Origin of the sequence: Pseudomonas sp. BNK-45, assembly GCF_047456255.1 — a bacterium.
Classification (GTDB): Bacteria; Pseudomonadota; Gammaproteobacteria; order Pseudomonadales; family Pseudomonadaceae; genus Aquipseudomonas.
The window spans coordinates 4,859,195-4,885,382 of record NZ_CP179909.1; the positions used below are offsets into that span (position 1 = coordinate 4,859,195).

Here is a 26,188-nt window from a genome sequence, read left to right on the forward strand (position 1 = left end):
CCGGCCAGCCGGCTCCCACAACAACAGTTACACGGCACCTGTCGCCGCTGACTTGCCAGTGAAGGCGTCGCCACCGACGCCGCGCTTCCAAGGTGGAACAACAGGCCCCATGCAGAGGAAATCCCCATGCTCTTTGATGCCGTACATTTCACCCCGGGCTCGGCCCTGGCCGGAGGCGCGCTGATCGGCCTGGCGGCCGGGCTGTTGATCGTCGCCAACGGGCGCATCGCCGGAATCAGCGGCCTGCTCGGCAGCCTGCTGCAACCGGGCAGCGACGGCTGGGGCGAAAAAGCCCTGTTCATCCTCGGGCTGTTGCTGGCGCCCCTGCTCTGGGGCCTGTTTCACGCCCTGCCGGTCGCCGAGTTCCAGGGCGGCCTGCTCGGCCTGATCGGCGCCGGCCTGCTGGTGGGCATCGGCACCCGCTACGGCGCCGGTTGCACCAGCGGCCACGGGGTCTGCGGCATTTCCCGGCTGTCGCCACGCTCGCTCGTCGCCACCCTGTGCTTCATGGGCACCGGCTTCGCCACGGTCTGGGTGTTGCGCCACGGACTGGGGCTGCTGCCATGAGAAAACTCAGCGCATTTTTTGCCGGCCTGCTGTTCGGCATCGGCCTGCTGCTGGCAGGCATGGCCAATCCGGCCAAGGTCCTGGGCTTTCTCGACCTGGCCGGCCGCTGGGATCCGTCCCTGGCGCTGGTGATGCTCGGCGCCATCGCCGTGGCCTGGTGGCCTTTCCATTGGGCCATGGGCCGCTCGCGCTCGCTGCTCGGGGCGCCCATGCAGATCCCCGCCAAGCGCAATGTCGATCGACGCCTGATCGGCGGCAGCCTGCTGTTCGGCATCGGCTGGGGCATCGCCGGGATCTGCCCGGGACCGGCCCTGGTGCTGTTGCCGGGGGGCCACTGGCAAGCCTGGGTGTTCGTCCTGGCCATGCTCCTGGGCATGCTGCTGTTCCAGCGCCTGGAGGCCCGTCGGCAGCCCTGAACAGCACTGCTACGAGGGAAACCACCAGGGAAATATTGGCCTCTGCCGAACCAGCGCTTAGGTGGCGACCATGACCTGGACCCATGCCCCACCAGGAGTGCGCCATGTCCACCGCCCAGTCCCTTGAACTCTGTTTCTGGCACAAGATCGGCCGCTACGCCTCGCGCATCGGCCGGGCCCTGATCCAGAAAGCCCTGTGGCTCTACTACGCCGCGCAACGACCGCAAACCCCGATCTGGGCCAAGACCACCATCTACGCCGCCCTGGGTTACTTCGTGCTGCCGCTGGACCTGATCCCCGACCTGATTCCCGGGGCCGGGTACGTGGATGACCTCGGCCTGTTGACCGGCTCGGTGGTGACGGTGGCCGCCCACATCAACGCCGAGGTCCGGGAGCAAGCCAGCGCACGCCTGGCCGACTGGTTCGGCAGTGAGCCGCAATGAACCGGAGGGCGGCGCCTGGGTGCGCACTCGACTCACCAGGGCGCTGCGGCAGCCCGGCCAGAGTCGCCGCCCGGCTCACCGCGCCTGCGTGTCCAGGGCATAGAACTCCTGCAGCTTGGCCTGCAGCAGTTGCTTGTCCGGCAACTGGGTCCGGTACTCGGCGATCAACGCCGGAGACAGCGAACGGTTGAGGGCATATTCCACCACCTCGTCTTCCTTGCTGGCACACAGCAGCACGCCCAGGGCCGGTTTTTCGTGGGGTTTGCGCACCTGACGATCCAGGGCCTTCAGGTAGAAGCCCAGCTTGCCCAGGTACTCCGGTTCGAAGCGCCCGACCTTGAGTTCAACGGCCACCAGGCAATTCAACCCACGATGGAACAGCAGCAGATCCAGGACGAAATCGCGCCCGCCAACCTGCAAGGGGTAGCCCGAAGCGACAAAGCAGAAGTCGCGGCCCATCTCGATCAGAAAATCCTTGAGTTGACGCACCAGCCCCTGATGCAGATCGGCCTCGTCATGCCCCGGGGGCAGGTCGAGAAACTCCACCATGTAGGCATCCTTGAAGACCTTCAGGGCCTCGGGACGGGCCTGTTTCAAGGTGGCCGTGGCATTGGCCGGGTGGCTCAGCGTGCGTTCGAACAGCGCGGATTTGATCTGCCGTTCCAACTCGCGCCTCGACCAGTGCTCCTGGATCGCCAAGCGCAGGTAGAACTCACGCTCACGTGGCCCTTTGCTCTGCCCCATCACCACCAGATGGTGGCTCCAGGACAATTGTCGCACCAGTGGTGCGACTTTCTCGTCATCGCGATAGGCCTCATAAAACTGCCGCATGCGAAACAGGTTGGCCCGGGTAAACCCCCGCAGCCCCGGCTGCTGCCGCGCCAGGTAATCGGCCAATTGCTGGACCACGCCATCACCCCATTCCGCCGCCTCGATCTTGCGGCTGATATAGGCCCCGACCTGCCAATACAGTTCCACCAGTTCAGTGTTCACCGCCCGCACCGCCCGTTGCCGCGCGGCGCTGATCATATGCGCCACTTCGCCAAATGCCACATCGGTGGGGTTAATTGCCGCTTCAGCCTTTTGCTTCATAACGCACGCCCGCTTGCTGGGAGACAGGCCCCCATGATCCCGTGGCTCGCCATGGGCCTGAAGTCAGGCCTGTCTCTTTGTGTTGAGCGAAACGTCCTGATTTGCGCGCGTTAAACAGCCCCGTCAGCCGGGCATGCAACTGAAGTCGTGGGTGCTGGCCACCTGCTTGCCCTGGGCGTCATACAAGCGCGCCGACACCTCGCTGCCCAGGCTCGACTCCACCAGTTTGTAATGCTCGCCGGCCTTGAAGCCGCTGTAGCTGAGGTGGCCGTTGCAGTCTTGCTGGTTGGAATCACCGACGCTCTCTTCAAACAGGGTCACGTCCAGGCGATGAGTGCCGGGCTTGACCTGAAAATAACGCCCGTCGTCGACCTTGTGCCCATCCACCCGTTCGGCCATCAGGTCGTTGGAACCCTCTTCCTGCAAGCCGATCCAGGCCTCGCTGGGGTCGGGCTGGGGCATGGGGCCAGCGCAGGCAGACAGCAGGCACACCAGGCCCAGGGCAGGAATCAGCAGCAGCGGTTTAAATGTCATGACGCAGTACCTCGACAGTCGAAAAAAAGGCGTTTACAGGCAACTGAACGGCTGGCTCCGGGCCACTGGCCGGCCCTGGGCATCCACCAGGGCGACGCTCACGTCCTGGCCCTGGCTCGACTCCAGCAGTTGGTAATGCCCACCCGCCTTGAACCCTGCGTAGTCCAGGCGTCCCAGGCACTCGGGCTGCGCCGAGTTGCCGTTGGCCCCTTGCAACAGGGCCATCTGCAAGCGGTGCTGGCCCGGGCTGACCTGGAAGTAGCGGCCATCATTCAGGCGCTTGCCGTCGACGCTGTCGGCCAGCAAATCGTTGGGCGACTCCGCGGAAAGATCGATCCAGGCCTGCTGCGGATCGGCCTTGGGCACGGGCCCGGCACAGGCCGAGAGCAGGCACGCCAGGCCCAGGCCCGGCAGCAGCAACAGCGGTTTGAGGGACATGAAAAAAACCTCGCAAGTGACAGAAACAGGTGCGACGCCGGCCGGAAAAAATCGGCTGCGTCGATGGTCATCAAGCTTGTCGAGGCCCGGGCGCGAGAACAAATGAATCCACATGAAAGGAAATTCAGGCCTTACCTAAAACTTCCTTCACCTGGCTGAAAGCCGCGTGTTAGGTGGGTCGCTGCAGGCTGCCGAGGTTTGCAATCCCACTCCCTCGGAGGTTTTCGGCATGCTCGGGCTGGTCAAGACCGCACTGCTCAAGCCCTACACGTTCATCGTGCTGGCGATATTCATCTGCATCATCGGGCCCCTGGCGGCCCTGCGTACCCCCACCGACGTGTTTCCCGACATCGGCATCCCGGTGGTGGCGGTGGTCTGGCAGTACAACGGCCTGTCGCCGGACGCCATGGCCGGCCGGGTGATCTACACCTACGAGCGCTCCCTGAGCACCACGGTCAACGACATCGAGCACATCGAATCGCAGTCGCTGCCGGGCATGGGCATCGTCAAGATCTTCTTCCAGCCCGGGGTCGATATCCGCACCGCCAACGCCCAGGTGACAGCGGTGTCACAAACCGTGCTCAAGCAGATGCCGCCGGGCATCACCCCGCCGCTGATCCTCAACTACAGCGCCTCGACGGTGCCGATCCTGCAGCTGGCGTTTTCCAGCCCGACCCTGTCGGAGGCGAAGATCCGCGACCTGGTGCAGAACAACATCCGCCTGCCCCTGAGCTCGCTGCCGGGGCTGGCCATGCCCACGCCCATGGGCGGCAAGCAGCGCCAGATCACCCTCGACCTGGACCCGCAAGCCCTGGCCGCCAAGGGCCTGTCGGCCCAGGACGTGGGCAATGCCCTGGCGGCGCAGAACCAGATCATCCCGGTGGGCACCGCCAAGCTCGGCGGCGATGAATACACAGTGCTGCTGAACAACAGCCCGACCGCCATCGACGAGCTCAACGACCTGCCGATCAAGACCGTGGACGGTGCGCTGATCACCATCGGCCAGGTGGCCCACGTGCGCGACGGCTCGCCGCCGCAGACCAATATCGTGCGGGTCGACGGACGCCGCGCGGTGCTGATGCCAGCGCTGAAGAACGGCAACATCTCCACCCTGTCGATCGTCGACGGCATCCGCCAGATGCTGCCGCGGATCAACGAAACCCTGCCGCCGGCGCTGAAGACTTCGCTGCTGGGGGACGCCTCGGTGTTCGTCAAGCAATCGGTGGGCAGCGTGGCCCGGGAAGGCATCATCGCCGCCCTACTGACCAGCGCGATGATCCTGCTGTTCCTCGGTAGCTGGCGCTCGACATTGATCATCGCCGCCTCGATTCCCCTGGCGGTGCTTTCCGCGATTGCCCTGCTGGCGCTCAGCGGCCAGACCCTCAACGTCATGACCCTGGGCGGCCTGGCCCTGGCGGTGGGGATCCTGGTGGACGACGCCACGGTGACCATCGAAAACATCAACTGGCACCTGGAACAGGGCAAGGCGGTGAAGCAGGCGATCCTCGACGGCGCCAAGCAGATCGTCGGCCCGGCCTTCGTCTCGCTGCTGTGCATCTGCATCGTCTTCGTGCCGATGTTCCTGCTGCAGGGCATCGCCGGTTACCTGTTCCGGCCCATGGCCCTGGCGGTGATCTTCGCCATGGCCAGCTCGTTCATCCTTTCTCGGACCCTGGTGCCCACACTGGCCCTGTACCTGCTCAAGCCCCACGCGCCGGAAGCCGGGCCCGGGCATCACCCGGAAGACGCCTTCATCAACCACCACGAAGGCGAACAGCACGCCAAGCCGCGCAGCGCCCTGGTGCGCGGGCTGCTGGCCTTGCAGCAGGGTTTCGAGGCGCGCTTCTCCAACGTGCGCGACACCTACCACGGCCTGCTGCACCTGGCCCTGGGCCGGCGCAAGACCTTCGTCCTCGGCTTCCTGGCCTGCGTACTGGCCTCCTTCGCCCTGCTGCCGAGCCTGGGCCAGGACTTCTTCCCCGCCACCGACGCCGGGGCCCTGGCCCTGCACGTGCGCCTGCCCCTGGGCACGCGGATCGAGGAAAGCGCGGCGGCCTTCGACCGCATCGAAGCGCGGATTCGCGAAGTGATCCCGGCCGAGCAACTGGACAGCATCATCGACAACATCGGCATCCCCCTGAGCGGCATCGACATGGCCTACAGCAACAGCGGCACCATCGGCCCCCAGGATGGCGATATCCAGGTCACCCTCAAGCCCGGCCACGCGCCCAGCGCCGACTACGTGAAACAGCTGCGCGAAGCACTGCCGGAAAGCTTCCCCGGCAGTCAGTTCGCCTTCCTGCCAGCGGACATCAGCAGCCAGATCCTCAACTTCGGCGCCCCGGCCCCGCTGGACGTGAAAATCTCCGGGCCCAACGCCGAAGCCAACCGCGCCTTCGCCCTGGAACTGCAACGGCGCCTGCAACATGTACCGGGCATCGCCGACCTGCGCATCCAGCAGTCCACCGGCTACCCGTCCTTGCAGGTCAAGGTCGACCGCCTGCGGGCCAACGGCCTGGGCATCACCGAGCGCGACGTGACCAACAGCATGGTGGCCTCGCTCGCCGGCAGCTCCCAGGTGGCGCCGACCTTCTGGCTCAACCCGAAGAACGGCGTGTCCTACTCCATCGTCGCCGCCACCCCGCAGTACCGCCTGGACAGCCTGCCGGCCCTGGAGGCGCTGCCGGTCACCGGCAGCAACGGCCAGTCGCAGATCCTCGGCGGCCTGGCGGACATCTCCCGGGTCGAGAGCCCGGCGGTGGTCAGCCACTACAACATCCAGCCCACCCTGGACCTGTACGCCAACGTGCAGGGGCGCGACCTCGGCGCCGTGGCCCACGACATGCAAAGGGTCTTGGACGACGCCGCGGCCCTGCGGCCCAAGGGCGCCACGGTCAGCCTGCATGGGCAGATCGACGCCCTGCACGAAGCCTTCAGCGGCCTGAGCCTGGGCCTGCTGGGGGCGGTGGTGCTGATCTACCTGCTGATCGTGGTCAACTTCCAGTCCTGGGTCGATCCGTTCGTGATCATCACCGCCCTGCCGGCGGCCCTGGCCGGGATCGTCTGGATGCTGTTCCTGAGCGGCACCTCGCTGTCGGTGCCGGCGCTGACCGGGGCCATCCTGTGCATGGGGGTGGCTACCGCCAACTCGATCCTGGTGGTGAGCTTCTGCCGCGAGCGCCTGGCGGCACATGGCGACGCCCTCAAGGCCGCCCTGGAAGCCGGCTACACGCGCTTTCGCCCGGTGTGCATGACCGCCCTGGCGATGATCATCGGCATGCTGCCCCTGGCCCTGTCCGAGGAACAGAACGCGCCCCTGGGCCGCGCGGTGATCGGCGGGTTGCTGCTCGCCACCGTCGCCACCCTGATCTTTGTCCCCGTGGTCTTCAGCCTGGTCCACGGCCGTCACCCCCAATCCGCTGTCGTTGGAGAAAACACCCATGTCGCCTGATCACACCCCTTCGCGCAAACGCCTGATGCTCCTGGGCATCGGCGGCCTGAGCCTGGCCGCGCTGCTGGTCGCCAGCGGCCTGGCGGCGCGCACCCGACATGAACGGGCCGTGGTCGCCTGGACCGAAACCGCCGCCGTGCCGCAGGTGCTGGTGTTCCAGCCGCAGCACAACCTGCTGGGCGACACCCTGCGCCTGCCGGCGCACCTGGAAGCCTGGAGCAAGGCGCCGATCCACGCCCGGGTCAGCGGCTACCTCAAGGACTGGAGCCAGGACATCGGCGCCAAGGTGGCCGCCGGGCAGGTACTGGCCCATATCGACAGCCCCGACCTGGACCAGCAAGTGGCCCAGGCCCGGGCGCGGATGATCCAGCAGCAGGCCAATGCAAGGCTGGCGCAGACCACCGCCGAGCGCTGGCAGCACCTTTTGGCCAGCCACTCGGTGTCGCGTCAGGAGGCCGATGAAAAAAGCTCCAACGCCGCCGCGGCCAAGGCCAATGCCCAGGCAGCCGCCGCCGACTACGCACGGCTCACGGCGCTGGAAGACTACAAGACCATTCGCGCGCCCTTCGCCGGCACCATCACCGCCCGCCACACCGACATCGGCCAGTTGATCAAGGCCGACAACGACAGCGACCCGGAGCTGTTCGACCTGGCGGACACCCACAAACTACGGCTATACGTGCCGATTCCGCAGAACTACGCCAGCGTGATCCGCCCCGGCCTGCAAGCGCAACTGACCGTGCCCGAGCACCCGGGCCAGCACTTCAGCGCACAACTGGTGGGCGACTCCACCGCCATCGACCCGCGCTCCGGCACCCTGCTGGCGCAGTTCGTCGCCGCCAACCCCGACGGCGCATTGCTGCCCGGCGACTATGCCGAAGCCACCCTGGCGATTCCTGCCGACACCCACGGCGTGAGCATCCCCGCCAGCGCGCTGATCTTCCGTGCCCAGGGCACCCAAGTGGCGGTGATCGACAGTGCAAAACGCGTGCACCTGCGCAGCATCCATATTGGCCTGGACCTGGGCGAGCGACTGGTGATCGACCAGGGCCTGCAAGCCAGCGATCACGTCATCGACAACCCGCCGGACGCCCTGCGCGAAGGTGACCTGGTGCAACTGGCCGACGCCGGAGGTGAGCATGCGCCCAAGGCTTAAGCCCCTCGCCGCCCTGCTGGTGCTGGCCCTGCACGGCTGCTCCCTGGCGCCCCATTACCAGGTGCCGGCCATCGACCTGCCGGCGCACTACCGCGAACAGAGCAGCGACGGCCCCTGGCACCCGGCCGCCGCGCCCCAGAGCCTCGCCGAGCACTGGTGGCGGCTGTACCAGGACCCGCAGTTGGATGACCTGCAACAACGCCTGCTCCGAGCCAACCCGGATCTGGCGGCGGCCCTGGCCCACTACGACGGCGCCCAGGCCTACGCCAGCCAACTGCATGCCGGGCTGTTCCCGCAGATCAGCGCCAGCGCCCAGCCGTTGCGCCAGCGCCAGTCGGACAGCCGCCCCCTGCGCGGCAGCACGCAACCGTCGATCTACAACAGCAACAGCGCCGGTTTTGCCCTGAGCTTCGACCTCGACCTCTGGGGCCGGATCCGCAATCAAGCCGCAGCCGGCGACGCCCAGGCCCAGGCCTCCGGCGACGACCTGGCGGCGGCGCGCCTGAGCCTGCAAAAACAGCTGGCAAGCCTGTATGTGCAACTCAATGGCCTGGACGCCCAGAGCCGGATCCTGAGCCGTTCCCTGGAGGATTACGCTCAGGCCCTGCAACTGACCCGCGACCGCTATCAGGGGCAGATCGCCTCGGAACTGGACCTGACCCGGGCCCAGAGCCAACTGGCCAGCGCCGAGGCGGAACTGGACGAAGTGCGCGCCCAGCGCAACCTCACCGAACATGCGATTGGCGAACTGGTGGGCGAACCGGCCAGCCGCTTCAGCCTGGCGCCCTCTTCGCGGCTGCTGAGCCTGCCGAGTATTCCCCAGCAACTGCCCAGCACCCTGCTGCAACGCCGACCCGACATTGCCGCCGCCGAACGCCGGGTGTACGCCGCCAATGCCGGCATCGGCATCGCCCGCGCCGCCTGGTACCCGGATTTCAGCCTGACCGGCATGCTCGGCGGGCAGACCCAGGGCGTGGGCAACCTGCTGGCGGCGGGCAATCGCTATTGGGCCCTGGGCCCCCTGATGAACCTGCCGATCTTCGATGGCGGGCGGCTGAGCGCCAATGAGCGTCAGGCCCATGCCGAGTTCGAAGAAGCCGCCGCCCATTACCGTGGGCAAGTGCTGCGAGCGGTGCGCGAGGTGGAGGACAACCTCGGGCAACTGCGGGACTTGCACCAGGAAGCGCTGGATCAGCAGGCAGCGGTGAATGCGGCGCTGCATACCCAGACCTTGGCCATGAACAGCTATCAGGCCGGGGCGGTGAGTTACCTGGATGTGGTGACGGCGCAGACTGCAGCCTTGCAGGCACAACGGGGGTTGCAGGCGCTGCAGACCCGGGAGTTGCAGGCCAGTGTGGGGTTGGTGGTGGCGTTAGGTGGAGGAGTGTCAGCGGCAAGTTTGTAGCGGCAAGCGGCAAGCTAAAAGCTTGAGGTTTGCCGCCTCGCCCGATGAGTCGCCAACCGTTGCTGATCGTGTTGAGCGGAAAAAAGTAGTTATCATACCCACCACCACGACAGGGAGTTGAAAGTGATGTGAACATCCGGCAACTCATCGCCCAGATCGAAGCAGATGGTTGGTATCTGGTCAGGGTCAAGGGCTGTCACCACCACTTCAAACACCCAACCAAGCCAGGCCTGGTCACCATTCCCCATCCTAAAAAAGATCTACTGGCCAAAACGGTAAGCAGCATATTGAAACAAGCCCGGCTCTAACCACCCAGGCTCAAGGCTCCCAGGTCCGAAGGAGGATCAGTCCATGCTCTATCCCATTGCCATTCTCCCCGGTGACGACCAACACGCCTGGGGTGTGGAAGTACCCGATATTCCTGGCTGCTTCTCCGCCGGCGACGACCTCGACGACGCCATGGCCATGGCCCGCGAAGCCATCGAAGGCCACCTGGAATTACTGGCCGAAGAAGGAGCAGCCATTCCCACCGCGCGCACAGTGACCCTCCACGCCGCCAATCCCCAGTATCAAGGCTGCACTTGGGCCGTGATTGATATCGACATCACTCGCTACATGGGCAAGGCGGAAAAACTCAACATCACCCTGCCGGGCTATTTGCTGAATCGAATTGATGAATATGTGAAACATCATCCGGAACAGAAAAGCCGATCGGGCTTTTTGGCTCAGGCTGCGTTGAGGGTCTTGCAGGGCGTTTGAGGGTTTTGATTGAAAGGGTGAGGGTTCAGGCTTTGGCTTTGCTCTCCCTTCAGGAGGCCGGAGCGAGGCGCCGGATGCAGGGGCAGGAACCCTTTGGTTATTTTGAGCTGGACCGGCATTCCGGCTTTGCCAAAGTCACTCGCCCTTACCGCGAGTTCTGGGTACATATCCGTTGCTGCGGTCACGGCCACTGGCGGTTTCGCTCTTACAGCGAGTCACTTTGAAACCCGGAATGCCGGCCAGCCCAAAGTAACCAAAGGCTCCTGCCCCTCCACTCGGTGCCTCGCCTAGGCTCGGCATGCCCGAACTCCGGCATTGATCCGTGGGCCGCCGCAATGGGCCATCCATGGCCCAGTGCGGCTAACCCGGCATCCCTGCCGGGTTACCCACGGCTCAATGCCTGCGTTCGGCCATCGTGGTTAAGGGGGCGTTCAGATCAAAATCAAAAGCAAGATCAAAATCTGACGGCGGCCTGCCGGCCGGCCTGTTTCATTGCCGTTCGCGTTACATGTAGCCGCTGCCGAAGGCTGCGACCGGCTCCGCAGGAGACGCTAAACCTGCCTCCCCAATGTTCCTGAACTACCGCGCCGCCTGGTTTTGCGAGCGCGAGCGCTCGTTCGCAGCCTTCGGCAGCGGCTACAAGGAGCCAGCCTGCGCACCTTGGCTTTTGATCTTGATCTTGATCTTGATCTTCCGGCCCCTTCCCAGCCGGCCGAGCGTAGGCGTTGCGTAGGGGGCAGCTCGGCAGGGATGCCGAGCTAGCCGCCACCCGGCCATGGATGGCCGGTTGGTGGCGGGCCCCCGGAGCAATGCCGGAGAGAGGGAACCCCGAGCCCCAGCGAGGGGCCCATGGAGGGGCAAGCGTTTTTTGGTTCCTTTTTTTGGCGTTTGAAAAAAAGGGACTCGCCGTAAGGGCGAAACCCTAAGTGGCCGCACCCGCAGCAACGGATATGTCCCCTTCAGATCCGGCCACCAGACATGTGCTGCAGCCCTATCCCCGGCAAGCCTGCTCGCGCACCACTGCCCCAGCCCACTCGGTCGGCAACAAAGGCGATTGCTCTATAAGCAGGAGCCGTACCTATGACTGACCATCACCTCCCCCGCTTCACCCCCATCGACACCCACGATACCGAACACCCGGTGTTCTACCTCGACACCCAAGCCCCCTTGAGCGACCTGGCCAGCATCGCCGCCCACCGCTTCACCGTGGTCCGCGACCTGATGGACAGCCTCTCCACCCTGGAACTGAAAGACATCAGCGATTGCGACCTGACCCGCATCACCCGTGGCGTGCACCTGCTGACACGAGAAGGCTGCGCAGTGCTGGAAGTGATTCAGTGGCGAGTCGCGTAGCAACCCTATTCGCGGACCTGTGGCGAGGGAGCTTGCTCCCGATTGGGCCTCAACCCCATACATCCTGATGCACCGCGTCATCAGAGTTTGGGGCCGCTGCGCAGCCCAGCGGGAGCAAGCTCCCTCGCCACGAAGAGCAGGCAGCAACTAAGACTCCAAGCTCCAAGCTCCAAGCTCCAAGCTTGTAGCTTGCGGCTTGCAGCTTGCAGCTTGCAGCTTGCAGCTTCTAGATATGGCAAGTGCTCAGGCCATTCTTCTCCAGGTAACGCTGGTGCGCTTCATCCGCCAGTTCGAAGCGGCCCAGGGGCACGATCACCGTGGCCACGGGTTTGTTGAGGCGTCCGGAGTCTTGCAGGGCGGTCTTGGCCGCCCTCGCCTGTGCGGCCTGCACAGCGTTGGTGTGGAAGATCGCCGAGCGATATTTCACCCCGCCATGTTCGCCCTGGCGATCCACCGAAGTGGGATCGTGCAGGCCCCAGAAGTGTTCGATCAGGCGGGTATAGGTCAGCACCTGCGGGTCGAAATCCACCTGCACCACTTCTATCTGCAAGGCTTCATCCGCCGCTTCCACGGCGTAGCCGACGCGGCTGTCGATGACCCCCGGCAGCGCCCGGAACGCGGCTTCCGCGCCCCAGAAGCAGCCGGCGCCGAAGGTCGCTTGCTCGAGGCTGTTCACCGGCGCCCTACTCATTGCGCCACTCCCACTTTTTCACCGCTGGCACCCAGCCAGCCATCAACGATCTGCGGGTGCGCGGCGACCCACTCCTTGGCCGCCTGCGCCGCCGGTTGCTGTTCCTTTTCGATCTTGAGGATCAGGTCATTCAAGGCCTGGGGTTCGATGCTGAAGTTCTCCAGGAACGCGGCGATCCGTGGTGCGCGTTTTTGCAAAGCGCTGGACGCCAGGACATAGACCCGGGCATCCGGGTAGGCGCAGGTGATCTTGCTCTTGCTCAGCCAGTCGGCATCCACCGTGGGGCTGATGAATTTCCAGCAGCCGTCGGCCTTGTACAGCGGGTCGCCCTTCTTGTTGTCCTGGGCGTAGCCGTCGAACGCCGGTTCATCCAGGCGGCGCAGGTCGAAGGCGGAGAAGATCCAGTCCGGGGTGTAGGCGTAGAACACCACGCCGCGCTGGGCCTTGTAGGCCGCGGCGAGCTTGGCGTAGGTCACCGAGGCTTCGGTGGACACCGATTCGAATTTATCGGCAAAGCCAAAATCCTTGGCCTTGATCTGGCCGATGTAGGTCGACTCCCAGCCCGCCGGGCCCACCAGCAGTTGGGCCTTGCCGCCGCCCAGGGGTTCGAAGAGTTTCGCCACTTCGGGCTTTTGCAGGTCGTAGACCGACTTCACGCCGTATTTATCTTGCAGGTAGCCGGGAATGTAGAAGCCTTGCACCCCCAGGTACGGCTGCTTGTTGGGCACCAGGGAGCGGGTGCCGCCGGTGACGTACTTGGCCCAGGCGGCGGACTGGTTGGGCAGCCAGATGTCGGTCAGCACGTCCACCGAGCCGTCGCCCTTGGCGGCAGCAGCAAACAGCACCGGTACGTCACCGGCGAGGTAGGAAACGTCGCCGTCGAGGCGGCTCTTGATCACTTCGCCGAGGATGTTCTGGATGGCGATGGCGCCGGTCCAGTTCTGCTCGCCAATGACGATCTTGTCCTTGGCCAGCACCGGCAGGGACAGACCCAACAACAGCGCGGCGGCGCCAAGGGTACGGGTAAACGACTTGTTCAAGGGACACCTCATGATTGATGCAATGTGCGATCCCGCTGGCGCAGGGTCGCTTGAATGATTCGATCGGGAATCAGCGCGCAGAACACGATCGCGGCGCCGGCCAACATGCCCTCGCCGCCCTTGATGTTGCGCAGCGCGGTCATCACGTCGTAGCCCAGGCCACCGGCGCCGATCAGCGCCGCCACCACCACCATCGACAGGCTCATCACCAGGGTCTGGTTGATCCCCAGCAGCAGCGAGCCGGCCGCCAGGGGCAACTCGACCTTGGTCAGGATCTGCCACGGCGTGGCGCCATGGGCCAGGGCCGCTTCGACGGCGGTCTTGGGCACTTCCTGAATCCCCAGGGCGGTAAGGCGGATCATCGGCGCCAGGGCGAAGATCACCGTGGCGATCACCGCCGGGGTCTTGCCCACCGAGAAGAACGCCACCGCCGGGATCAGGTACACGAAGGTCGGCAGGGTCTGCATCACGTCCAGCAAGGGAGTGATCAGGCGCCGGGCCAGGGCGCGCTTGGCCAGGAGGATGCCGGCCGGCACGCCGATCAACAGCGAGATCAGCACCGAGGAGCCCACCAGGGCCAGGGTGGCGATGGTCCGTTCCCAGAAGCCGAACAGGCCGATGTAGAGCAAGGCCGCGGCGCTGGTCAGGGCCAGGGCGGCGCCGGCGCTGCGCCAGGCCAGCAGCACCAGGGCCAGGGCCGGCACCGGCCAGGGCAGCCAGCCCAGCAGGCTTTCGATGCTTTCGATCACCGTGCGCACGGCGACTATCACGCCGACAAAGCTGCTTTCAAAGGTGACCTGGGACCAGCCGATCAACTGGTCGATGGCCGCCGCGGTGCCCAGCAGCACTTGGCGGTCGGCGGGAAACTGCAGCCAGGGGCCCGAGGCATCGGCGGCCAGTACCCGCCACAGCACCAGGGTCTGGGACAGCAGCAACACCAGCCACGGCAGGCGCCAGTCGGAGCGGCCCAGGCGGCTGGGACGGCGGGCCAGGGTCACACTCAACAGGCGGCTGGACAGCAAGCCGATGAGCGCCAAGGCGCCCCAGGCGAAACCGGCCGTGGCCAGCCCCTGCCCCAAGGCTGCGGCGGCGCCCAGCTCCAGGGCAAAGCCCAGCCAGTACAGGCTACCGCGACCGCTGGCGGCCAGGGCCGCGGGCCCCAGCAGCAGGGCCTGGGCCAGGGACAGCCCGGGGCTGACCGGGGCCGGAGCCGGGGTCGTCGCGCGCGGGTGCGGGGCAATCGCCGCCACCGCAGGCGCAGCGCTGCGGGCACCGTGCTCCTGGAAGAAGTCCGCCACTTCGGCATCCGCCGGCTGCTCCAGCAGTTCGACGGGGGTGCCCAGTTGAATCAGCTGGCCGTGGCGCAACACGGCAATGCGGTCCGCCAGGCGCAGGGCTTCGGCCGGGTCGTGGGTCACCAGCAAGGTGGTGATGCCGCGCTCGCGCACCACCCGCAGAAAGTGGCTTTGCAGATCCCGGCGAATGGTCGGGTCCAGGGCGCTGAAGGGTTCGTCCATCAGCAGGATGTCCGGCTCGCTGACCAGCGCCCGGGCCAGCCCGACCCGCTGCTGCATGCCGCCGGACAGCTCATGGGGATAGTGCTCGCCCCAGCCCTCCAGGCCCATGGCCTGCAGTTGCACATCCGCTGCGGCGTGACGCAGGGCCTCGGGCTCGCCGCGCAGCTCCAGGGGCAAGGCGACGTTGTCGCGCACGCTGCGATGGGGCAGCAGGCCGAAGTGCTGGAAGACCATGCCGATGCGCCGGGAACGCAGGGTACGCAGTTCCTGGGCCGAGAGTTGGCTGATGGCCGAACCGTCGATCAGCACTTCGCCGCTGCTGGGCTCGATCAACCGGTTGATATGCCGCAGCAAGGTGGACTTGCCGCTGCCAGAGGTGCCCATCAGGCACAGCACTTCGCCACGGCGCACCTTGAGGCTGACCTGCTGCACCGCTGGCGGCGCGCTCTGGCCACGGCGGCGGGTGTAGTGCTTGGTCAGGTTGCGCAACTCCAGCACCACGTCGGCGGGGCTCGGTGGCGTGGCGGCTGAGGCTGAGACGGCGAAAGCCTCTTGGGGGTGAACGGCAGACACGGGAACTCCTGACGCCGGGCGCGGGATGGCGTAACCGGCGGTGAACAAGAAAAAAAGGGGGGGACCTGTTCGCCGGCAAGCCGGCTCCTACAACGGCATCGCGTGGTGCATGTAGGAGCTGGCTTGCCAGCGAAGGCAATCTAACCAGCGATCACAACTTCTTGGGGCTCCACAACTGCACGGCCCGGGCATCCACCGGCTTGGGCAAGAGCTTTTCCTGGTAGAAGGCATCGGCGATTTTCTGCTGCTCGCCCAGGGCGTCGGGCTTGACCGCTTCCACCTGGTAGGTGCGGCGGCTGTTGGCCAGCTCTACCGTCGGCACGTCCAGGTTGCCCCATAGCGGGCCCAGCAGTTTGGCCGCCTCGCTCGGGTGCGCCTTGACCCAGGCGCCGGTCTTCTGCAACTCAGCGAAGACCTGGTTCAGCACCTCGGGATGGGCCTTGGCGTAGTCATTGGAGGCCAGGTAATAACGGCGGTAACTGGCCAGCCCCTGGCCGTCGTGCAGCACTCGCGCGCCCTGCTGGCGCTGGGCGCTGGCGACGAAGGGCTCCCAAGTGACCCAGGCATCAACCTTGGCGGTTTCCAGGGCCGCGCGGCCATCGGCCGGGGTCAGGTACACCGGCTGGATATCAGCGAAGCTCAAACCCGCTTCGCGCAAGGCGGCGATCAGCAGGTAATGGCTGCCGGCGGCCTTGGTCACGGCAATGCGCTTGCCCTTGAGGTCGGCCAGGGATTTGAGCGGCGAATCCTTGGGGATGACGATGGACTGAGCCGCCGGCGATGGGGTTTCGGTGGCGAAATAGGTCAGCTGGGCCCCGGCGGCCTGGGCGAAGACCGGCACCGTGTCGGCGACATCGGCACTGATGTCGACGTTGCCCACGTTCAGCGACTCCGCCAGCGGCAGGCCACTGGTGAACTCGTGCCAGGTGATGTTGACGCCCTGCCCCGCCAGTTGTTTTTCCAGGGTGCCCTGGGCCTTGAGCAGCGCCAGCAGGGTCGAGGATTTCTGGTAGCCGATGCGCAGGTCGGTATCGGCCTGGGCATTGAGGGCCATGCCCAGCGCCAGACCGGCCAGGGCGGTAATCGACAAGCTACGACGCAAAGCAAAGGACAGGCGCATGGGGGCGAACCTTCTCGGAGACAGGACAGTCGCTAAAAGCTAATCGATCTAATAAATCGAAAATAAATACTTTTTAGGAATTAGCTTAGGTTCGTGCGAGCGCCCCCCCCTAACGGTCACAAGGCTTGGAACCGCCGAACTCGGTTTTGCGCAGGCAGAAGAAGCCGTTTTTCTTCAAGGTCAGCGGTGCCACGGCGCAAGGCAGCACGGCCTGATTGACTTCGATCGACACCCGTTCGCCCTGCAACTCGCGCTCGTCCAGCCGCAGCTCGCAACTGCCCGCCTGGTCACCTGCCGCGTAGCCGATATGGCTGATCACCCGGTTGTCCAGTTTGATCACCAGGGGGTTCTGCGCTGCCGAACAGGCCGAGAGGCTGGGGTGGCGGGCGTTGATGCTCAGATGGTTGTCATCGCCGGTGGCCGCCGGGACCAGGGGAATGAACAGCAGCGACATCAGGTGGTGGGACGGCGCGGAGGTCAGCTTCACATACAGCGGCTCGGGGCCGCAGGCCAGCTTGAACGAGGTGCCCTGGTCATAGCTTCCCTTGCTGGCGTCCTGCCAACCGCCGAGGCTGTCGGCCTTCCAGTCGTGGCCCCATTTGTAATCGATACAGCCCCCCAGGCTCAGAGCCAGGGCCAGACAAAGCGCCATCCTGTGCATAGTCGACATCCCGTGCGAAAAGTTCGCCAGTGTACGCCAGTCGAGCACCTGACGATGCCCCTTGCCGGCGAAGGCGTCGGCGGCCCACATCTGGCGGGCCCCTTCGCCGGCAGGTCGACTCCTAAGGTTGGCGCTGGGCGATGGATTGGGAGGCGGCGAGCATGGCCCGCAGCAGCACGGCGCAGCCGGCGGCCAGGTCGTCGGGGTCGGCGTTCTCGATTTCGTTGTGGCTGATGCCGCCTTCGCAGGGCACGAAGATCATCCCCGCCGGGCCCAGCTCGGCGACGAAGATCGCGTCGTGTCCGGCGCCGCTGACGATGTCCATGTGGGACAACCCCAAGCCCTGCGCAGCTCCGCGCACGGCGTCGACACACACCGGGTCGAAGTACAGCGGCGGGAAGTCCGCGGTGGGGGTCAGTTCGAAGCTCAGGCCGTGCTCTTCGCAGGTGTTGTCGATCACCTGGCGCACCTCGGCAATCATCGAATCCAGGCGCTCCGGCTCCAGGTGGCGGAAGTCCAGGGTCATGCGCACCTCCCCCGGAATCACGTTGCGCGAGCCCGGGTAGGCTTGCAGGCAGCCGACGGTGCCGCAGGCGTGGGGCTGGTGCCCCAGGGCCGCACGGTTGACCGCGGCCACCACCGCGGCAGCGCCCACCAGGGCGTCCTTGCGCAGGTGCATGGGGGTCGGGCCGGCGTGGGCTTCGACACCCCGCAGCTTGAGGTCGAACCACTTCTGGCCGAGGGCGCCCAGCACCACACCGATGGTCTTGCGCTCGTCTTCCAGGATCGGGCCTTGCTCGATGTGCGCCTCGAAATAGGCACCCACCGGGTGCCCGCTGACCGGGCGCGTGCCGGCGTAGCCGATGGCGTTCAGTGCCTCGCCGACGCTGACGCCCTCGGCGTCGGTCTTGGCCAGGGTGTCCTCTAGGGTGAATTTCTCGGCGAACACCCCGGAGCCCATCATGCACGGCGGGAAGCGCGAGCCTTCTTCGTTGGTCCACACCACCACTTCCAGGGGCGCCTCGGTCTCCAGCTTGAGGTCATTGAGGGTGCGCAGCACTTCCACCCCGGCCAGCACGCCAAAGCAGCCGTCGAACTTGCCGCCGGTGGGCTGGGTGTCGATATGGCTGCCGGTCATCACCGGTGGCAGCTGCGGATTGCGCCCGGGGCGGCGGGCGAAGATGTTGCCGATGCCGTCCACCGTGACCGTGCAACCGGCCTCCTCGCACCACTTCACGAACAGGTCGCGGGCCTGGCGATCGAGGTCGGTCAGGGCCAGACGGCAGACCCCGCCCTTGACCGTGGCGCCGAGCTGAGCCAGTTGCATGAGCGACTGCCACAGGCGGTCGCGGTTGATGTGCAGGTGACTGGATTGCAGAACCTCGACGGCAGCGTTCATGGTGATCCCCTCAGGCTTTATCTGGTTGTGGTTGACGAGATCGGGCTCGTCTTGAATGTCGCGGTTTCGGTGCTCACCTGCAGGAGCGAGCTTGCTCGCGATTAGCCAGCAGACGTTACGCAATCCCCAGAGAGACAGGGTTGTTTGTACGTTCATCGCGAGCAAGCTCGCTCCTACAGGGTCGGGGTCTTGACGGTCGCCACCTGCGGGCTGCGCAGGCTGCACAGGCCGTAGTAGATCAAGCCGCCCAGGGCCGAGCCGGTGAACCAGCCGTAGCTGTAGAACCAGTTGAAGGCGCTGCTGCCCAGGGACATCAGGGTCAGGGCCACCGGCACGCCAAAGGCGATGAAGCCGTGCCAGTTCCACGCCGGGTAGACGTCGTCGCGGTACAGGCCGGCCAGGTCCAGGCGCTGTTTCTTGATGATGAAATAGTCCACCACCATGATCCCGGCAATCGGCCCCAGCAGGCTGGAGTAGCCCAGCAGCCAGTTGGAATACACGGTCTCCAGGCTGACGTCGGAAATCAGCAGGCCGAGCTTTTTCAGCAGTTCGTGGCCCATCAGCGCCAGCCCCACCAGGCCGGTGAGGATCACCGCGGTGGTGCGACCGATCAGCTTGGGCGCCAGGTTCTGGAAGTCGTTGGTGGGCGAGACGATGTTGGCCGCGGTGTTGGTGGACAAGGTGGCGATGATGATCAGCGCCATGGCCAGGGCCACCCAGCCCGGGCTCTGGATGTGGCCGATCAGGCTCACCGGATCGGAGACGGTGACCCCCACCAGCTTCACCGAGGCGGCGGTCATCACCACCCCCAGGGCGGCGAACAGGAACATGGTCAGTGGCAGGCCGAAGATCTGCCCGAGGATCTGGTCCTTCTGGCTCTTCGCGTAGCGGCTGAAGTCGGGAATGTTCAGCGACAAGGTGGCCCAGAAGCCGACCATCGCCGTGAGCCCGGCCATGAAGTAACCCGTGACGCTGGCGCCCTCGGGACGCTTGGGCGCGATTGCCAGCAACTCAGTCAGCGACACGCTGGGCAAGGCCCACACCAGCAGGCCGATGCCCACTGCCACCAGCAGTGGCGCAGACAATGTTTCCAGCCACTTGATCGACTCGGCGCCGCGCAGCACCACCCACAGGTTGAGGGTCCAGAAGATCATGAAGCCGATCACCTCGCCGGTGCCGCCCAGGGCCTTCCAACCCTCGAAGATCGAGCCCAGGAACAGGTGGATCGCCAACCCGCCGAACATCGTCTGGATGCCGAACCAGCCGCAGGCCACCAGGGCACGGATCAGGCACGGCACGTTGGAGCCGATGATGCCGAACGACGAGCGCAGCAGCACCGGGAAGGGAATGCCGTACTTGGTGCCGGCAAAGGCGTTGAGGGTCAGGGGCACCAGCACCACGATGTTCGCCAGGAGGATCGCCAGCAGCGCCTCGCCGACGCTGAGGCCGAAGTAGGCGGTGAGCACCCCGCCCAGGGTGTAGGTGGGCACGCAGATCGACATGCCGATCCACAGCGCGGTGATGTGCCATTTGTTCCAGGTGCGCTCCTGGACCTTGGTCGGTGCGATGTCGTGGTTGTAACGGGGGCTGTCGAGTACGTCGCTGCCGGCGTCCAGCTCGTACAAGCCGGCGCGCTCGGTCACCTGGGATCTGATCTGTTGCATGGCCGCTCCACTGTTCTTTTGATTATTTTGCTCATCAGGCCAGCGCACCCAGGAACAGTGCGCCGGACGATGGCCGGAGAACTTACGACTTCCGCCCTCCTGGCCAGCGATCTGCGGCGGCACTCAATAACGATGCCAACTACTGCCGGGTACGCGACTGCACAGTGTGCGGAATCCATGTAAACAACTGATGTGATTCAGTTTTATTCAGTCAACTTTGAAGCCTTCGGTTAGTTGCCGGTTCACTCAGGCCGGGTGTTTGGCAAGTTGTCCGTTCGATCAGGACCCAAAGCAGTGCACGGTTATTTTCTTAGTTGTCTTCTGCTCTTCGCAGCGCCTCCTCAAACGGCTGATTTGACATAGGAAATCTCGACTATTTTTCGATCCTGTCAAGTGCGTCAAAATGGTGATGGCGCGCACCATTTTGCGGATTTTGATTTTTATTCGTTTACTTTCAATAACTTATAACGAATATAAGCTTATAAAAAATTATCTTGCTGTTTCTTTGAACTGCGACTAGCTTCTAATCCTGACACAGCTGACAGGATTGTTAAGTTATCAGCGCGTTCAATAAAAAAGTTAGAACCGGCAACAGCCGGTCATGCCTGCGAGGAACTCGGAATGTCTCTGTTGATCCGTGGCGCCACCGTTATTACCCATGATGAAAGTTACAAGGCCGATGTGTTCTGCGCAGACGGCGTGATTCGCGCCATCGGCCAAAATCTGGATATTCCCGCCGGCTGTGAAGTACTCGACGGCAGCGGCCAATACCTGATGCCCGGCGGCATCGACCCCCATACCCACATGCAACTGCCCTTCATGGGCACCGTGGCCAGCGAAGACTTCTTCAGCGGCACCGCGGCAGGTCTTGCAGGGGGCACCACCTCGATCATCGACTTCGTGATTCCCAACCCGCAGCAGTCGTTGCTGGAAGCCTTCCACCAGTGGCGCGGCTGGGCCGAGAAATCCGCCAGCGACTATGGCTTCCACGTGGCCATCACCTGGTGGAGCGAACAGGTGCGCGAGGAAATGGCCGAGCTGGTGCAGCATCACGGCATCAACAGCTTCAAGCACTTCATGGCCTACAAGAACGCCATCATGGCCGCCGACGACACCCTGGTGGCCAGCTTCGAGCGCTGCCTGGAACTGGGCGCGGTGCCCACGGTGCACGCGGAGAACGGCGAGCTGGTGTACCACCTGCAGCGCAAGCTGCTGGCCCAGGGCATCACCGGGCCGGAAGCCCACCCGCTGTCACGGCCCTCGCAGGTGGAAGGTGAAGCCGCCAGCCGGGCGATCCGTATTGCCGAGACCCTGGGCACGCCGCTGTACCTGGTGCACGTCTCGACCAAAGAGGCGCTGGACGAAATCACCTACGCCCGCAGCAAGGGCCAACCGGTCTACGGTGAAGTGCTGGCCGGCCACCTGCTGCTGGACGACAGCGTGTACCGCGACCCGGACTGGCAGACCGCCGCCGGTTACGTGATGAGCCCACCCTTCCGCCCTCGTGGCCACCAGGAAGCGCTGTGGCACGGCCTGCAATCGGGCAACCTGCACACCACCGCCACCGACCACTGCTGCTTCTGCGCCGAGCAGAAAGCCGCCGGCCGCGACGACTTCAGCAAGATCCCCAACGGCACCGCCGGCATCGAAGACCGCATGGCCGTGCTCTGGGATGAGGGGGTCAACAGCGGACGCCTGTCGATGCAGGAATTTGTGGCCCTGACCTCCACCCACACCGCGAAGATCTTCAACCTCTATCCGCGCAAGGGCGCGATCCGCGTCGGCGCCGATGCCGACCTGGTGCTCTGGGACCCCAACGGCAGCCGCACCATCTCCGCCAAGACCCACCACCAGCAGGTGGACTTCAACATCTTTGAAGGCAAGACCGTGCGCGGCGTGCCCAGCCACACCATCAGCCAGGGCAAGCTGGTCTGGGCCGACGGCGACCTGCGAGCCGAACGCGGCGCCGGGCGCTACATCGAACGCCCGGCCTACCCGGCGGTGTTCGACCTGTTGAGCAAGCGTGCCGAGCGGCACAAACCGACCGCCGTCAAACGCTGACCCCGGAATGCCCCAATGCCAATCCACGCTCTGTGTAGCCGCTGCCGCAGGCTGCGAACGAGCGGTACGCTCGCGGCGTTCTTGAGGCCAGCAGAGGGTTGGCAAGAGATCGCCAGGCAAGGCCCTGCGGGCCTTTTCGCAGCCTCGCAGGCTCGGCAGCGGCTACAGGGATTGCGGGGATCGGGGCTTCGTGTAGCCGCTGCCGCAGGCTGCGAACGAGCGGCACGCTCGCGGCGTTCTTGAGGCCAGCAGAGGGTTGGCAAGAGATCGCCAGGCAAGGCCCTGCGGGCCTTTTCGCAGCCTCGCAGGCTCGGCAGCGGCTACAAGACAGCAGGACGGCAGGACAGCTAGCAGTTTCGTGAACACCCATGCCCGTCAGAGGCAGATGAAAAACCGTGAGGCCAAAACCGTGATCAAGACCTTGAACCACTTGCCCCACCCGACCCTGGACGGCGCCACCCTCGCCGGTCATTTCAGCGATCTGGCGCCACCGCTCAACGCCCGCCAGGCCCACCTGGAAGCCTCGCGCTGCCTGTATTGCTACGACGCGCCCTGCGTCAACGCCTGCCCCAGCGAGATCGACATTCCTTCGTTCATCCGCAATATCCACACCGACAACGTCCAGGGCGCGGCGCAGAAGATTCTCTCGGCCAATATCCTCGGCGGCAGTTGCGCCCGGGTCTGCCCCACCGAGATCCTCTGCCAGCAGGCCTGCGTGCGCAACAACGCCCAGGAATGCGCGCCGGTGCTGATCGGCCTGCTGCAGCGCTATGCCCTGGACAACGCGCACTTCACCGAGCACCCGTTCCAGCGCGCCGCGCCCACCGGCAAGCGCATCGCCGTGGTCGGCGCCGGCCCGGCGGGCTTGTCCTGCGCCCACCGCTGCGCCCTGCACGGTCATGAGGTGGTGGTGTTCGAAGCCCGGGAAAAAGCCGGTGGCCTCAACGAATACGGGATCGCCAAGTACAAGCTGGTGGACGACTTCGCTCAGCAGGAGCTGGAGTTCCTGCTGGGCATTGGCGGCATCGAGATCCGCCACGGGCACAAACTCGGCGACAACCTGAGCCTGACCCAACTGCATCAGGAGTTCGATGCGGTGTTCCTCGGCCTCGGGCTGGCCGCCAGCAAGCAGCTGGGGCTGGAGCATGAAGACGCCCCCGGGCTGCTGGCCGCCACCGACTACATCCGCGAGCTGCGCCAGGCCGACGACCTCAGCCAACTGCCCCTGGCCGACCGCTGCATCGTCCTCGGCGCCGGCAACACCGCCATCGACATGGCGGTGCAGATGGCCCGCCTCGGCGCCCGGGACGTCAACCTGGTGTACCGCCGGGGCGTCGAGGACATGGGCGCCACCGGGCACGAGCAAGAGATCGCCAAGGCCAATCAGGTGCGCCTGCTGACCTGGGCCGCGCCGCAACAGGTGCTGCTGGATGATCAGGGCCGGGTGCGCGGCATGCGCTTCGCCCGCACCCGAATGCTGGAGGGACGTTTGCAACACACCGGGGAAACCTTCGAGCTGGCGGCCGACGCGATCTTCAAGGCCATCGGCCAGTCGTTCGACGACGGCGCCCTGGCCGATCCTCTGGCGCGGGAACTGCAGCGTTGCGGGGAACGTATCCAGGTGGACGAACAACTGCGCACCAGCATTCCCGGGGTCTACGCCGGTGGCGATTGCGTCAGCCTCGGCCAGGACCTGACGGTGCAGGCGGTACAACACGGCAAGCTGGCCGCAGAAGCCATGCATGCCCAACTCATGCTCACTGTGGAGGCTGCGTAAATGGCCGATCTATCGATTGTCTTTGCCGGTATCAAGGCGCCCAACCCGTTCTGGCTGGCCTCCGCTCCGCCCACCGACAAGGCCTACAACGTGGTTCGCGCCTTCGAGGCCGGCTGGGGCGGCGTGGTCTGGAAAACCCTGGGCGAGGACCCGGCGGCGGTCAACGTGTCGTCGCGCTATTCGGCGCATTTCGGACCGAACCGCGAGGTCATGGGCATCAACAACATCGAGCTGATCACCGACCGCTCCCTGGAGATCAACCTCAAGGAAATCACCCAGGTGAAGAAGGACTGGCCGGATCGCGCCTTGATCGTGTCGCTGATGGTGCCCTGCGTCGAGGAATCCTGGAAAGCCATCCTGCCCCTGGTGGAAGCCACCGGCGCAGACGGCATCGAGCTGAACTTCGGCTGCCCCCACGGCATGCCGGAACGCGGCATGGGCGCGGCGGTGGGCCAGGTACCGGAGTACGTCGAACAGGTGACCCGCTGGTGCAAGACCTACTGCTCGCTGCCGGTGATCGTCAAGCTGACGCCCAACATCACCGACATCCGCATGGCCGCCCGCGCCGCCCACCGCGGCGGAGCGGATGCGGTGTCGCTGATCAACACCATCAACTCCATCACCAGCGTCGACCTGGAGCGCATGGTGGCCCACCCGATGGTGGGCAGCCAGAGCACCCACGGCGGCTACTGCGGCTCGGCGGTCAAGCCGATTGCCCTGAACATGGTGGCCGAGATTGCCCGTGACCCGCAGACCCGCGGCCTGCCGATCTGCGGCATTGGCGGCATCGGCAGCTGGCGCGATGCGGCGGAGTTCGTGGCCCTGGGCTGCGGCGCGGTGCAGGTGTGTACAGCGGCGATGCTGCATGGCTTTCGCATCGTCGACGAGATGAAGGACGGCCTGTCGCGGTGGATGGACAGCCAGGGCTACCACAGCCTGCAGGACTTCTCCGGGCGCGCGGTGGGCAACACCACCGACTGGAAGTACCTGGACATCAACTATCAGGTGATCGCAAAAATTGACCAGGAAGCGTGCATCGGTTGCGGCCGTTGCCATATCGCCTGCGAAGACACCTCACACCAGGCAATTGCCAGCATCCGCCAGGCCGACGGCACCCACACCTATCAAGTGATCGACGACGAATGCGTGGGCTGCAACCTGTGCCAGATCACCTGCCCGGTGCAGGACTGCATCGAAATGGTGCCCCAGGACACCGGCAAACCCTTCCTCGACTGGCAGCACGACCCGCGCAATCCCTATGGAGAAGCAGCTGCAAGCGGCAAGTTTTAAGCCGCAAGTCGCAAGCTTCAAGCTCCTGGCTTGAAGCTTGCCTCTGCTTGCAGCTTGCAGCTGCTTCTATGGTTCGAGGCCGATGCCGCGCAGGATGACGCTGGTGACGGTCTGTACCGCGCGTTCGAATTGCAGGTCCGACAGCGGCTGGTGGTCGTTGAGGATCATCACCTGGTGGTCGAAGTCGGCGTAATGCTGGGTCGAGGCCCAGATCATGTACAGCAGGCTCGACGGTTCCACGGGCATGATTCGTCCAGCCTCGACCCATTGGCGGATCTTGGCTTCCTTCATCTTCGCCCAGTCGTACAGGCTGGCATCCAGCGCCGCGCCCAGGGTCGGCGCGCCATGGATGATTTCGTTGGCCCAGACCTTGGAGCCATGGGGCCGGCTGCGCGAGTGCTGCATCTTGGCGCGGATGTAGCTGCTGAGCACCACCCGCGGGTCGTCGAACATCTCGAAGCACAGGGCGTCCTGTTTCCACACGTCCAGCAGGTCCATGAGCACGGCGCTGTACAGCTCGTTCTTGGTGCTGAAGTAGTAATGCAGGTTGGAACGCGGCAGTTGCACTTCTTCGGCGATGTCGGCCATGGCGGTCCCGGCATAGCCTTTTTCAGCGAAGATTTTCTCGGCCGCCAGGAGGATCTTTTCCACGTTGCTGCGACGAATCTCGATCTTGTGATTGCCCATGAGGGCTCCTACGAAAACAGTCTGCGGCAAGACTAGCATTCGCCCGGGTCTTGCGGGGGCTGTCAGGGCCGCGACATTGCGCGCCGCCGATGGG

General features: G+C 65.1%; 23 protein-coding genes. 12 read left to right on the forward strand and 11 right to left on the reverse strand.

Annotated features, from left to right (window positions below; all coding sequences use genetic code 11):
• The first annotated feature begins 126 nt into the window (after positions 1–126).
• From ACMGG8_RS21770 to ACMGG8_RS21780, 3 genes are all read left to right on the forward strand, one after another.
• Positions 127–567: a YeeE/YedE family protein gene (locus ACMGG8_RS21770; protein WP_060838873.1), complete on the forward strand. Its 441-nt coding sequence runs from the start codon at positions 127–129 to the stop codon at positions 565–567.
• Entirely contained in the window at positions 564–983 is a 420-nt protein-coding gene (locus ACMGG8_RS21775; RefSeq protein WP_060838872.1) for a DUF6691 family protein, read from the forward strand. Before ACMGG8_RS21770 ends, ACMGG8_RS21775 begins: the two co-directional genes overlap by 4 nt.
• A 104-nt stretch (positions 984–1,087) precedes the next feature.
• A complete protein-coding gene (locus ACMGG8_RS21780; protein ID WP_060838871.1) occupies positions 1,088–1,426 on the forward strand; it encodes a YkvA family protein in 339 nt (112 codons plus the stop codon).
• Between the two features lie 75 nt (positions 1,427–1,501).
• Here ACMGG8_RS21780 and ACMGG8_RS21785 read toward each other — a convergent pair whose 3' ends face one another.
• The 3 genes from ACMGG8_RS21785 to ACMGG8_RS21795 all read right to left on the reverse strand — a co-directional run bounded on the left by ACMGG8_RS21785 (position 1,502) and on the right by ACMGG8_RS21795 (position 3,490).
• On the reverse strand, positions 1,502–2,518 hold the full coding sequence (locus ACMGG8_RS21785; RefSeq protein WP_414158388.1) for a PDDEXK nuclease domain-containing protein: 1,017 nt from the start codon (positions 2,516–2,518) through the stop codon (positions 1,502–1,504).
• Positions 2,519–2,641: 123 nt separating this feature from the next.
• Entirely contained in the window at positions 2,642–3,052 is a 411-nt protein-coding gene (locus ACMGG8_RS21790) for a hypothetical protein (RefSeq protein WP_060838869.1), read from the reverse strand.
• Positions 3,053–3,085: 33 nt separating this feature from the next.
• Positions 3,086–3,490: a hypothetical protein gene (locus ACMGG8_RS21795; protein WP_108543130.1), complete on the reverse strand. Its 405-nt coding sequence runs from the start codon at positions 3,488–3,490 to the stop codon at positions 3,086–3,088.
• Between the two features lie 229 nt (positions 3,491–3,719).
• On the opposite strand from ACMGG8_RS21795, the gene ACMGG8_RS21800 reads away from it, so the two are divergent.
• From ACMGG8_RS21800 to ACMGG8_RS21825, 6 genes are all read left to right on the forward strand, one after another.
• Entirely contained in the window at positions 3,720–6,941 is a 3,222-nt protein-coding gene (locus ACMGG8_RS21800) for an efflux RND transporter permease subunit (protein ID WP_414158389.1), read from the forward strand.
• Complete coding sequence (locus tag ACMGG8_RS21805) at positions 6,931–8,097, forward strand: efflux RND transporter periplasmic adaptor subunit (protein ID WP_060838866.1); 1,167 nt, start codon at positions 6,931–6,933, stop codon at positions 8,095–8,097. Before ACMGG8_RS21800 ends, ACMGG8_RS21805 begins: the two co-directional genes overlap by 11 nt.
• Complete coding sequence (locus ACMGG8_RS21810; RefSeq protein WP_414158390.1) at positions 8,081–9,502, forward strand: efflux transporter outer membrane subunit; 1,422 nt, start codon at positions 8,081–8,083, stop codon at positions 9,500–9,502. Before ACMGG8_RS21805 ends, ACMGG8_RS21810 begins: the two co-directional genes overlap by 17 nt.
• A 128-nt stretch (positions 9,503–9,630) precedes the next feature.
• Complete coding sequence (locus tag ACMGG8_RS21815; RefSeq protein ID WP_414158391.1) at positions 9,631–9,810, forward strand: type II toxin-antitoxin system HicA family toxin; 180 nt, start codon at positions 9,631–9,633, stop codon at positions 9,808–9,810.
• A 43-nt stretch (positions 9,811–9,853) separates the two neighbouring features.
• Positions 9,854–10,261 carry a type II toxin-antitoxin system HicB family antitoxin gene (locus ACMGG8_RS21820; protein WP_102864418.1) on the forward strand — a complete coding sequence of 136 codons (408 nt, stop codon included), beginning with the start codon at positions 9,854–9,856 and terminating at the stop codon, positions 10,259–10,261.
• A 1,080-nt stretch (positions 10,262–11,341) separates the two neighbouring features.
• Positions 11,342–11,614: a hypothetical protein gene (locus ACMGG8_RS21825; protein WP_414158392.1), complete on the forward strand. Its 273-nt coding sequence runs from the start codon at positions 11,342–11,344 to the stop codon at positions 11,612–11,614.
• 226 nt (positions 11,615–11,840) lie between these two features.
• On the opposite strand, the gene msrA is transcribed toward ACMGG8_RS21825, so the two are convergent.
• From msrA to ACMGG8_RS21860, 7 genes are all read right to left on the reverse strand, one after another.
• Positions 11,841–12,305, reverse strand: coding sequence for a peptide-methionine (S)-S-oxide reductase MsrA (gene msrA / locus ACMGG8_RS21830; RefSeq protein WP_414158393.1), 465 nt, complete (start codon positions 12,303–12,305; stop codon positions 11,841–11,843).
• A complete protein-coding gene (locus tag ACMGG8_RS21835) occupies positions 12,302–13,357 on the reverse strand; it encodes a glycine betaine ABC transporter substrate-binding protein (RefSeq protein ID WP_041117702.1) in 1,056 nt (351 codons plus the stop codon). Before ACMGG8_RS21835 ends, msrA begins: the two co-directional genes overlap by 4 nt.
• A complete protein-coding gene (locus ACMGG8_RS21840; RefSeq protein ID WP_414158394.1) occupies positions 13,354–15,435 on the reverse strand; it encodes an ATP-binding cassette domain-containing protein in 2,082 nt (693 codons plus the stop codon). Before ACMGG8_RS21840 ends, ACMGG8_RS21835 begins: the two co-directional genes overlap by 4 nt.
• A 151-nt stretch (positions 15,436–15,586) precedes the next feature.
• Complete coding sequence (locus ACMGG8_RS21845; RefSeq protein WP_414158395.1) at positions 15,587–16,555, reverse strand: aliphatic sulfonate ABC transporter substrate-binding protein; 969 nt, start codon at positions 16,553–16,555, stop codon at positions 15,587–15,589.
• A 109-nt stretch (positions 16,556–16,664) separates the two neighbouring features.
• A complete protein-coding gene (locus tag ACMGG8_RS21850) occupies positions 16,665–17,216 on the reverse strand; it encodes a hypothetical protein (protein ID WP_231979030.1) in 552 nt (183 codons plus the stop codon).
• Between the two features lie 121 nt (positions 17,217–17,337).
• Positions 17,338–18,615, reverse strand: coding sequence for a Zn-dependent hydrolase (locus tag ACMGG8_RS21855; RefSeq protein WP_414158396.1), 1,278 nt, complete (start codon positions 18,613–18,615; stop codon positions 17,338–17,340).
• Between the two features lie 173 nt (positions 18,616–18,788).
• On the reverse strand, positions 18,789–20,279 hold the full coding sequence (locus tag ACMGG8_RS21860) for an NCS1 family nucleobase:cation symporter-1 (RefSeq protein WP_129405551.1): 1,491 nt from the start codon (positions 20,277–20,279) through the stop codon (positions 18,789–18,791).
• Positions 20,280–20,900: 621 nt separating this feature from the next.
• Here ACMGG8_RS21860 and hydA point away from each other — a divergent pair.
• The 3 genes from hydA to preA all read left to right on the forward strand — a co-directional run bounded on the left by hydA (position 20,901) and on the right by preA (position 25,407).
• Complete coding sequence (gene hydA, locus ACMGG8_RS21865; protein ID WP_414158397.1) at positions 20,901–22,340, forward strand: dihydropyrimidinase; 1,440 nt, start codon at positions 20,901–20,903, stop codon at positions 22,338–22,340.
• Positions 22,341–22,749: 409 nt separating this feature from the next.
• The gene (locus ACMGG8_RS21870) at positions 22,750–24,117 is read left to right on the forward strand and encodes an NAD(P)-dependent oxidoreductase (RefSeq protein WP_414159965.1); all 1,368 of its coding nucleotides are present in this window, start codon (positions 22,750–22,752) and stop codon (positions 24,115–24,117) included.
• Positions 24,118–25,407, forward strand: coding sequence for an NAD-dependent dihydropyrimidine dehydrogenase subunit PreA (gene preA, locus ACMGG8_RS21875; RefSeq protein ID WP_060838858.1), 1,290 nt, complete (start codon positions 24,118–24,120; stop codon positions 25,405–25,407).
• 66 nt (positions 25,408–25,473) lie between these two features.
• On the opposite strand, the gene ACMGG8_RS21880 is transcribed toward preA, so the two are convergent.
• Positions 25,474–26,094 carry a TetR/AcrR family transcriptional regulator gene (locus tag ACMGG8_RS21880; RefSeq protein ID WP_414158398.1) on the reverse strand — a complete coding sequence of 207 codons (621 nt, stop codon included), beginning with the start codon at positions 26,092–26,094 and terminating at the stop codon, positions 25,474–25,476.
• Between the last annotated feature and the right edge of the window lie 94 nt (positions 26,095–26,188).

Excerpts from the sequence above, each read along its gene's own strand:
- ACMGG8_RS21770 (WP_060838873.1), top strand. The coding sequence starts at position 127 with ATGCTCTTTGATGCCGTACATTTCACCCCGGGCTCGGCCCTGGCCGGA.
- ACMGG8_RS21775 (WP_060838872.1), top strand. The coding sequence starts at position 564 with ATGAGAAAACTCAGCGCATTTTTTGCCGGCCTGCTGTTCGGCATCGGC.
- ACMGG8_RS21780 (WP_060838871.1), top strand. The coding sequence starts at position 1,088 with ATGTCCACCGCCCAGTCCCTTGAACTCTGTTTCTGGCACAAGATCGGC.
- ACMGG8_RS21785 (WP_414158388.1), bottom strand. The coding sequence starts at position 2,518 with ATGAAGCAAAAGGCTGAAGCGGCAATTAACCCCACCGATGTGGCATTT.
- ACMGG8_RS21790 (WP_060838869.1), bottom strand. The coding sequence starts at position 3,052 with ATGACATTTAAACCGCTGCTGCTGATTCCTGCCCTGGGCCTGGTGTGC.
- ACMGG8_RS21795 (WP_108543130.1), bottom strand. The coding sequence starts at position 3,490 with ATGTCCCTCAAACCGCTGTTGCTGCTGCCGGGCCTGGGCCTGGCGTGC.
- ACMGG8_RS21800 (WP_414158389.1), top strand. The coding sequence starts at position 3,720 with ATGCTCGGGCTGGTCAAGACCGCACTGCTCAAGCCCTACACGTTCATC.
- ACMGG8_RS21805 (WP_060838866.1), top strand. The coding sequence starts at position 6,931 with ATGTCGCCTGATCACACCCCTTCGCGCAAACGCCTGATGCTCCTGGGC.
- ACMGG8_RS21810 (WP_414158390.1), top strand. The coding sequence starts at position 8,081 with ATGCGCCCAAGGCTTAAGCCCCTCGCCGCCCTGCTGGTGCTGGCCCTG.
- ACMGG8_RS21820 (WP_102864418.1), top strand. The coding sequence starts at position 9,854 with ATGCTCTATCCCATTGCCATTCTCCCCGGTGACGACCAACACGCCTGG.
- ACMGG8_RS21825 (WP_414158392.1), top strand. The coding sequence starts at position 11,342 with ATGACTGACCATCACCTCCCCCGCTTCACCCCCATCGACACCCACGAT.
- msrA (WP_414158393.1), bottom strand. The coding sequence starts at position 12,305 with ATGAGTAGGGCGCCGGTGAACAGCCTCGAGCAAGCGACCTTCGGCGCC.
- ACMGG8_RS21835 (WP_041117702.1), bottom strand. The coding sequence starts at position 13,357 with ATGAGGTGTCCCTTGAACAAGTCGTTTACCCGTACCCTTGGCGCCGCC.
- ACMGG8_RS21845 (WP_414158395.1), bottom strand. The coding sequence starts at position 16,555 with ATGCGCCTGTCCTTTGCTTTGCGTCGTAGCTTGTCGATTACCGCCCTG.
- ACMGG8_RS21850 (WP_231979030.1), bottom strand. The coding sequence starts at position 17,216 with ATGCACAGGATGGCGCTTTGTCTGGCCCTGGCTCTGAGCCTGGGGGGC.
- ACMGG8_RS21855 (WP_414158396.1), bottom strand. The coding sequence starts at position 18,615 with ATGAACGCTGCCGTCGAGGTTCTGCAATCCAGTCACCTGCACATCAAC.
- ACMGG8_RS21860 (WP_129405551.1), bottom strand. The coding sequence starts at position 20,279 with ATGCAACAGATCAGATCCCAGGTGACCGAGCGCGCCGGCTTGTACGAG.
- hydA (WP_414158397.1), top strand. The coding sequence starts at position 20,901 with ATGTCTCTGTTGATCCGTGGCGCCACCGTTATTACCCATGATGAAAGT.
- preA (WP_060838858.1), top strand. The coding sequence starts at position 24,118 with ATGGCCGATCTATCGATTGTCTTTGCCGGTATCAAGGCGCCCAACCCG.
- ACMGG8_RS21880 (WP_414158398.1), bottom strand. The coding sequence starts at position 26,094 with ATGGGCAATCACAAGATCGAGATTCGTCGCAGCAACGTGGAAAAGATC.